Here is a 2444-nt window from a genome sequence, read left to right on the forward strand (position 1 = left end):
TCTCGTCATTTCTTGCGGTTTTCTTCTATGGACTTATGTCACAGTCCCTTTTTGTAATTTGAATATACTAAACGATTAACTTAAAACGTCATTTTTGAACATCAGTTTCATAGATCCATCCAGAAATACCATCAAGCTTATACTTACGATAACTAGTACCTGTACCAACATTTACTGGTGCAATATCTATTGTATCAACTTTTTTTACACTTTTTGATTTCTGATCAGATGTCAATAGTGTTCCTTCTACTGTTCTCTGTGCTGCTGCTTTGAATTTGACAATTTCACCATTAGAAATATAGGTAGTTGTTGGAGACCACTTCTCCAGATCACGTTCTAAGGTCCAGTGATTAATAATTGTAGGTGTTTGAACTTGTTTTACAAACACTAAGTTATGCTCACCATTTCTGCCGGTGTCGTCATACTTAACACCCGTTACTTTTCCAGCAAGTTTCTTGTCGTTATCACTAATTAAGTCACCATTAAAGTAATAAGTAGCATTGCTTTTAATATAAACAACGTCATCCACTTTGTACTTAAATGTAGGAGTAGCGCCCTTTAATCGATAAAAATATACTGGCAATCCACTATAATCTCCCATCCAATTTGTAGCTGGAGTAGTTGCAATTCCGTTTTTAGTGTAGTTACAATGGATAATATTTTGGTTATCCAAGAAAACACCCGTATGACCTGCAGCACCACCTGAACTACCCTTGTAACCTGCTACAAAAATGTCTCCACGCTTGACTGAGCTACGGGATACAGCTGTTAATAAACTTCCTTCTAAAGCAAAAAGTGAATCTGTATTTCCAATCCCTGTTCCAGAAGGTAAGAAACCTCCTGCAATCAATGAGAAATACACAGCCGAACTACAGTCATAACTATTTGGTCCTAATCGAGAATTCATTGAATAAGTTACCTTGCCTTCTCGATCCTTAAACCATTTGATCATATTTTCAATACTAGCCAATTTTAACTTCCCCTTTCTTTTAAACCATGCGTCCATGGTGAACGTACGTCCTTAATTAAAGGATAAACCATGTTAGGTATTGAAAGAGGTCAAACCGATAACCAACCTAATCTTTTTGCGATTTCATTAATGAATTCTGCATCTCTTCTCTTTATAGTAGATTCGCTTAAAAAAGTTTCCGCAGATACAACCGCTATACATTTCTTAGAATGGCCGTTGTAATACTTCACATAAAATATATCTCTAACATCAAGTGTTGAATCTTCTAGAACACCATTGACCACTCTTAAAAATGACTTGTAAAATAAAATTTGATTCATTGTCCAACTTGGATTTTCTTCGCCTAATGGGTACTCCATATAAGGATTCCTATCTGTTGCAATAATGTCTGAGAACTCTTTAAACGTTTTTTCGATCTTTTTATATTGCCATAGTATACTGCGAATGTGTGCTCTGGTTTCATTAGTCATGATTATTACTCCTCATTTTATGCCGAAATTTGAGTTAATTATCTTTTTTCATGCAACTACAAAAAACCTCTTGCCCATATGAGCAAGAGGTTTTATCTTGATTTATTTTGCCGGTTTGAAACCAGCTTTGAAAGCTTCTACTTCAGTTTTGAACATACGAATTGGGCTGGTTGTTTGATCATAATACTGACTACCTGGGATGTGATAGATTTTTTGCCGAGATCCTTTAATTAATCCATTGCCTCGGCTATCCACGTATTTCTTCGTGCCATTTCTAAATGAATTCAGCGTTGTCCCCGGAGCGTTTCCGCCTTTTTTAACTAACTTGATTTGAATTGCTTCCAATCGGAAGCTAAATCCAGAAGTTCCTGCAGATTGACCATTTTTAGCCCACCCCATCCAGCCAAATTGTTGTGCGTGTACTCGATAGTAAACATCATAGTGTTTAGCAATCTCACCGGTTAACTTAACTTGGATAGCCTCTAATCTAAGTGACTTACCACTTGTACCAGAAAGCTCACCGTTTTTACGAAAGGATTTTTCCCAACCTTGTTTTTGAATGTGAGTTTTGTATTCAATGTTTCCGCTGTATTCCTTATTATCTAGTTTAATTTTGATTGCTTCTAGTCTTTTAGACTGTCCAGATGTGCCAGATGACTGACCATTGGTTTTCCAGCCTTGCCACCCATAAGTCTGAACATGTGTCTGATAACTTACATTAGCTGAACTGCTTGCAAAAGTAGTTATTGGAAAAAGCACAAACCCTAATAGCATGATTATTAATACTGATACTTTTTTCATCTTGTTCCCTCCTTAAAGTTGATTATCTCAACATAAAGAGAAAATTTCAAACTATTTCTTTATTATTTTATTTTTTAATCAATTTAATCTGAATAGCTTCAAGACGTTTGGATTTACCAGATGTACCAGCAACTTCACCATCTTTGACCCAGCCAGTCCATCCGATACCTTGCACGTGGACACGATATTGAATACTGTACTTC

At 36.0% G+C, this 2444-nt stretch carries 4 protein-coding genes; all 4 read right to left on the reverse strand.

The window, feature by feature from the left end; translation table 11 throughout:
- Positions 1 to 88 precede the first annotated feature (88 nt).
- Positions 89 to 1006 (reverse strand): peptidoglycan amidohydrolase family protein, encoded by a 918-nt coding sequence (locus IAE45_RS18420; protein ID WP_200127825.1) that lies wholly within the window; start codon positions 1004 to 1006, stop codon positions 89 to 91.
- A 53-nt stretch (positions 1007 to 1059) separates the two neighbouring features.
- Positions 1060 to 1440 carry a transcriptional regulator gene (locus IAE45_RS18425; RefSeq protein WP_086317187.1) on the reverse strand — a complete coding sequence of 127 codons (381 nt, stop codon included), beginning with the start codon at positions 1438 to 1440 and terminating at the stop codon, positions 1060 to 1062.
- Positions 1441 to 1542: 102 nt separating this feature from the next.
- A complete protein-coding gene (locus IAE45_RS18430; protein WP_200127827.1) occupies positions 1543 to 2241 on the reverse strand; it encodes an Ig domain-containing protein in 699 nt (232 codons plus the stop codon).
- Between the two features lie 67 nt (positions 2242 to 2308).
- Positions 2309 to 2416, reverse strand: a complete 108-nt coding sequence (locus tag IAE45_RS19245) for a hypothetical protein (protein ID WP_325123439.1) — start codon at positions 2414 to 2416, stop codon at positions 2309 to 2311.
- Between the last annotated feature and the right edge of the window lie 28 nt (positions 2417 to 2444).

It is taken from the genome of Enterococcus sp. S53 (genome assembly GCF_016516865.1).
Lineage (GTDB): Bacteria > Bacillota > Bacilli > Lactobacillales > Enterococcaceae > Enterococcus_D > Enterococcus_D innesii.